This window comes from Magnetococcales bacterium, assembly GCA_015231175.1.
Taxonomy (GTDB): domain Bacteria; phylum Pseudomonadota; class Magnetococcia; order Magnetococcales; family DC0425bin3; genus HA3dbin3.
Window position 1 is genome coordinate 1 of sequence record JADGBZ010000077.1, and the last position, 5690, is coordinate 5690.

The 5690-nt window shown below is 59.0% G+C and carries 5 protein-coding genes; 2 read left to right on the top strand and 3 right to left on the bottom strand.

Translation table 11 applies throughout. From position 1 onward, the window contains the following. Positions 1 to 72: 72 nt before the first annotated feature. The 3 genes from HQL63_13245 to rfbB are packed head-to-tail and all read right to left on the bottom strand — an operon-like array spanning position 73 to position 3098. Positions 73 to 624 carry a tetraacyldisaccharide 4'-kinase gene (locus HQL63_13245; protein MBF0177793.1) on the bottom strand — a complete coding sequence of 184 codons (552 nt, stop codon included), beginning with the start codon at positions 622 to 624 and terminating at the stop codon, positions 73 to 75. Then, complete coding sequence (locus HQL63_13250; GenBank protein MBF0177794.1) at positions 551 to 2056, bottom strand: 3-deoxy-D-manno-octulosonic acid transferase; 1506 nt, start codon at positions 2054 to 2056, stop codon at positions 551 to 553. Before HQL63_13250 ends, HQL63_13245 begins: the two co-directional genes overlap by 74 nt. Positions 2057 to 2078: 22 nt before the next feature. Further along, positions 2079 to 3098 carry a dTDP-glucose 4,6-dehydratase gene (gene rfbB, locus HQL63_13255; GenBank protein ID MBF0177795.1) on the bottom strand — a complete coding sequence of 340 codons (1020 nt, stop codon included), beginning with the start codon at positions 3096 to 3098 and terminating at the stop codon, positions 2079 to 2081. Between the two features lie 450 nt (positions 3099 to 3548). On the opposite strand from rfbB, the gene mshL reads away from it, so the two are divergent. Together mshL and HQL63_13265 are read left to right on the top strand one after the other, a co-directional pair. Further along, complete coding sequence (gene mshL / locus HQL63_13260) at positions 3549 to 5240, top strand: pilus (MSHA type) biogenesis protein MshL (protein ID MBF0177796.1); 1692 nt, start codon at positions 3549 to 3551, stop codon at positions 5238 to 5240. Next, on the top strand, positions 5237 to 5690 hold a 454-nt coding region (locus HQL63_13265), incomplete at its 3' end, for a hypothetical protein (GenBank protein MBF0177797.1). The genes mshL and HQL63_13265, both read left to right, overlap by 4 nt.

A 5690-nucleotide genomic window follows, 5' to 3' on the forward strand; every position in this document is an offset into this window, starting at 1 on the left:
TTGCCCCAGGGGCGGGAGGCGTCCAGGAGAACCAGGTCCAGATCACGGGCGACCTGGAGGTGCTGGAAGGCGTCATCCATGAGGATGATGTCGCAGGGGTGGTGGTGCAGGGCATGGCGTATGAGGCGACCGCGATCCGGACCGGTCAAAACCACGGTGCCGGGGAGTTGTCGGGCCAGGAGGGCGGCTTCGTCGGCGGCCAGGGGGGGGGAGGGCATGCAGGCCGCGGGCGTCGGCGACGACGGTCACGGGGGCGCGGGAAAGTTGGCCATATCCCCGGCTGACCAGGACTGGGTGGCAACCCATGGCCAGGAGTTGCCGTGCCAACCACGCCACCATGGGAGTTTTGCCGGTGCCGCCGCTGGTCAGGTTGCCGACACTGATGACCGGCACGGGGGGGCGATAGGTGGGGAGCCATTGCCGGGCATGGCATAGCGTCCGCAAGGTTTGTACGGAGCCATAAGCCCAACCGAAGGGACGCAACAGGTGCAGCAGGATGCGTTCTCTTGGGGAAATATCCGTGCGGCTCCCATCCAGCAGGGGGAGCAGGTCATGGATGCGGACCATGTTCGACCTTGTCGGAAGAGGTGTGTGGGTGATGTCCGGCAAGTGGGGTTGACGCATCTTTCCCATCCCTGGAGATGTGTGGCGTGAGGATGGCTTGGATGGCTCGCACGGTACGTTCCAGGGCGCCCGTGTGGGCAAGGACACAATCTTGGGCACGTTGCCCCGCCTCGTCACGTTGGGCAGGATTGTGCAACAGCATTCGGGCCGTGGTGGCGAGCGCGTTCACATCGGCAACCTGGAAAGCGGCGCGGGCGGCAAGGAATTGTTGGGTGGCATCCTTGAAGTTGAAGGTGTGGGGGCCAAACATGGGCGGAATGCCCCAGGCGGCGGGCTCCAAAAAATTTTGTCCACCATGGGGGATGAGACTGCCTCCGACAAACACGATACGGGCCACGCCATACAGGCGCGTCAACCAGCCGATCTCATCGACCAGGAGGAGGGGTTGGGGCCATGAGCCACGGGTTTGGCTGAACAGGCTGAAGGGGAGTCCATGCCTGGAGATGATGCCTGCAACGGTCCCGGTACGTTCCGGGTGGCGGGGCACGAGGATCAGGCGCAGATCCGGGTGTTGCTGTCGCACCTGGCTGAAACCATCCAGAACGATCTCCTCCTCGCCAGGGTGGGTGCTGGCGGCCAGCCAGATGGGGTCGGCGGGGGCGCCAAGACGTTGTCGCAACGTTGCCATGGCGGTGGGGTCCGGGAGGCGCAACGCCTGATCGTATTTGAGATTTCCGGTGACACACATGCGCTGCGGGTACGTTGAGTTGGGTGCGGGGTTCGGTGATGGGGACGGTTCACCCTGTGGAGAGTGGGAGGGAGCCTGAAGTTGCCGCAGCCGCTCGGCATCCCCGGCTGACTGCATGCAGAAAAGGTGTACCGGCTGAAGAAAGCGCGCCATGGCCCACCGGATATGCCGATAGCGGGTGAACGATCTGGGGGAGAGGCGACCGTTGACCAGGATGATCGGGATGGCAGCCCTCTCCAGGGCATGGAACAGGTTGGGCCACAGCTCGGTTTCCATGACGATGACAAAGCGGGGACGTATCCGGGCGACCACCCGCCGGACGATCCAGGGGAGGTCGAGGGGGAGGTACAGGGTGTGATCGACATGGGCAAAGCGGTCATGGACGACTTGTTGCCCTGTTTTGGTCACGGTGGAGACAACGACGCGCCAGTGGGGAAAAAGGTGATGAAGTTTTTCCACGAGACCCTGGGCTGCCAGGGCCTCGCCTACGGAGACGGCATGGACCCAGAAGCACTCCCGGGTGGCCAGATCCTGGCACAAGGTGGTCGGCAGCTGGCCGAAACGTTGCGCAACAGTGCCTTGGTATTTGATGAGGCTCCGCCGTATTCGCAGGATCCAGAAGGGCAGACAGCCCAGACCAGCCAGAGAGATGACTCCCGTGTAGAGGCCATACAGGCACTTTTCTGGGATCCGCACTTCCATATCCTCTTCGGCAGGGTGTCCAAAAAATCTGAACATCGACATGACGGCGTCAAAGATGCGTTATTCAGTTGCCTTTTTGTTGGCAATACCAACGCACGGTCTCTTCCAGGCCCTGATCGAAGGGGATCTGCGGCTGCCAACCCAGCTCTTGGTTGATTTTGTGGGCGTTCAAGGCGTAGCGCCAATCGTGGCCGGGACGGTCGGTGATGAATGTGATCAGACGGGCATGGGGTGCGCCAGAAGGTTTGACACGGTCCATGATGGTGCAGACCTTTTTGATCAGATCCAGATTGTTCCATTCATTGTCGGCGCCAATATTGTAGACACTTCCTGGGGAGGCCTGGTGCAGCACGGTGGCGATGGCGTCGCAATGGTCGTCGACGTGGAGCCAATCCCGAATGTTGCCCCCGGTACCGTAGACGGGAATGGCGCTGGCCTGCATGCAGGCCCGGATGACGGTAGGGAGGAGCTTTTCGGGGTGTTGGCGGGGACCGAAATTGTTGGAACAATTGGTTTGCGTCGTCGGCAGTCCGTAGGTGTGGAAGTAGGCGCGGACGAGGTGATCGGCGCCGGCTTTGCAGGCGGAGTAGGGGGAGTTGGGGCGATAGGGGGTCTCTTCATGGAAGGGGGGCTCGCCGGTTTGCAGGGTTCCGTAGACCTCGTCCGTGGAAACGTGATGAAAGCGAACCTGCCGGTCAGTGCGTGAAAAAGCCTTTTGCCAAAATATCTTGGCTGTTTCCAAAAGGGTCCATGTTCCTACCAGGTTGGTGTGGATAAAGGCGTCCGGGCCGGAAATGGAACGATCGACGTGGCTCTCGGCGGCAAAATGAACTACGCTGTCGATGGCATATTCCTTGAAGATATGTTCAACGAGGGGACGGTCGGCAATGTCTCCCTTGATAAAGGTGTGTTGCCCAGGTTGGGGCAGGCCGATAAGGTTTTCGGGAGACCCGGCATAGGTCAGCAGGTCAAGATTGACGATGCGGACGTTGGGATGTCTGGCCAGGAAATAATGGATAAAATTGGCTCCGATGAAGCCGGCGCCACCGGTCACGAACATGTTGGAAGGTTGGAAAAGGGGCATGGTGGGTCTCGGACTCTTGAATGGGTTGTGTTTGGGGGGGGAGAGCTCCCCAACATACGAACAGTCGGGGACGAAGTTCAAGGTTTGGTTCCAGCTTGGGTCTCTCGGTGCATTGGAATGGATGTTGCTTGACTGCGGTGCGTTGGGATTGTTCCGGATGGCGTCGGGGAGGTTGGCGTGTGACCTCGGAATCTCCGTTGATTTCGGGAGCTGGCGGGTTCGTTGATGGTGAAGCCGGGAGTCTGGTGTGTCTGTGTAAGGGGCTTTTATTTCGCAAAAGATTGGTTTAACATGACGGGATTGTTTGGGATGGGCCCATGACGCCTTCCTTGAGGTGGGTGGAAGATGATGAGAATATTTGCCCCGGACTTTCAGGACCGTACCGATTCTTTGGAAGAAGTCTGTCCTTTCCAGCCTGGAAATCGGGACCAGAGTGGGAGAAATGCGGTTATGAATAAATTGCAGGTCGTCTGTGGCGTGTTTGCTTGCTCCGTGCTTCTTTTTGGGTGTCAAAACATGCCCAAGCCGGAGGATAGCCAAGGTGTTGCGTCTCCTTTGCAGAAGAGCAACCAGGAGATGGCGGAGAGGGACCAGGGACTTCGCAGAGGTGAGGCGGAGCTTTTCCAGGATTTGCGGCACTTGTACTCCGGTGCCCCCAACCGGGATGTGCATGGCACCCTGTTGAGGGAGTCGGAGGCGTTGACCAGTCGGCAGCAGGAGCTGCATCGTGATTTGGCCAAGAAGGTCTCTTCGCCGCCCGAGCTTCAGCCTGTGTTGCCTGAGTACAACCCCCTCGACGACATCGTGGTTTCCCTGGAGATGGACAAAGAGGATGTCCGTCACATCTTCCAGGCTCTGGCCAAGATGACCAATATGAACCTGTTGATCAATCCGGAGATCCTCAAGGATCCGCCCTATGTGAGTGTGAGCTTCCGCAATGTGGAGGCCTCCACGGTTTTCAGGGAGGTTTTGGATCTGGCGGATCTTTATGGCAGGATCGATGACAATGTCCTGCGGGTGGATCCCCATCAAGAGGCGACCTACAACGTTGATTTCCTTGAGACCGACACCACGTCGACCTTTTCGGCGGGTGGTGATGTCATGGGCGAGTCTGGCGGTGGGGATGCCAAATCCAAGGGGATCACCGGAAGCTACTCCGTGACCGGCAAATCCGGGGATACCAATCCCTATTCGCAGTTGGATGGCATTTTAAAATCGGCCATTGGCGAGGGTGGCACCTACAATCTGAATCGGATGTCCGGCCTTCTTCACGTCAAGGCTCGACCGTCGGCTGTGCGGCGAACCGCCAAATTGCTGGAGGAGTTCAAGGAGATTGTTGGCCGACAGATTTTAATCGAGGCCCGCATCATGGAGGTGCGCCTGAACGACCAACACCAGACAGGCGTGGATTGGCTCGCTTTGCGCAATGGCATTCTCATCAACCGGGGTATTGGTCAGACCCTGACCCCTCCCCTCCTCTCCAATCCTCAGGTTTCGTTCTCATCCCTTCCCAATTTGGTGACCAGCACCTCCGCTGCGGTGGCCGGGGCGTCGGGCATGGCTCTGACCATTGGCAGGAATGTGGGTAAGACTTCTCTGTTGGCTGCCCTCAACATGCTGAAACAGTACGGTGATGTGCATACTGTTTCCAATCCGTCCATTCGGGCGCGGCATGGCCAGCCTGCCATGATCAGCGTGGGTCAGTCCCAGGCGTTCGTGAAACAAACCAAAACGACCACCAACCAACTGAATGGCGCAAACACATCTACCGTCGACGTCACTGTGGACAATGTTTTTCAGGGGTTGGTCATCGGTATCGTTCCTTTCATCAATTCCCAAGGGAAGATCACCCTCTCCATTCACCCGGTCAAAAGTGACGTGGATTTGAGCAATTCGCCTGCCATGGGTGATACGGTGATCACCCTGCCGAAGGTGGACCTGAAGGAGATGAGCACTTCGTTACAGCTCGACAATGATGACACGGTGATCCTGGGCGGGTTGATCAACAAGACACGCTCCTCGGTGCGGACGGGTGTGCCGGTGATTTCCGAGATTCCTTTGCTGGGGAGATTGTTTACTTCCAACAGCGACAGCGATGTCGTGAGTGAGTTGGTCATCATGCTGCGAGTGAATGTCCTATGAGTGTCATATACCGAGCTTTACGCAAGCTGAAGCAGGAAGACGCGATGGATGGTGGCGCCAAGAAGGCGGGGGTGAACCTGGGCAAGTCCTATGATGGGAGCGACGATGAGGGGGAGATGCCTCCTTCGGTCAAGATCGCTCTGAAGTCTCTTCCCCCGATTATTCTGAGCATAGGCGTCGGGTATTGGTGGTATGCTCAGCAGGGGAAGGTCGAGGGCTTCGACCTGCCGAACCGTGCGGCATCGACGGCTTCGGCGCCCGGGAGTCCCACCCCGGCCTTGCCGTCCGGCGCCGGAGCGACTCCACAGGCCAACGCTGCTGCGATGGCGGATGCTGCCCGTCTGGGTCAGGCCGCGCTGAGTGGTGCGGGTGGCAAACCTCCTGGTGGTGACCCGGCTGCTGCGATGGCGGATGCTGCCCGTCTGGGTCAGGCCGCGCTGAGTGGTGCGG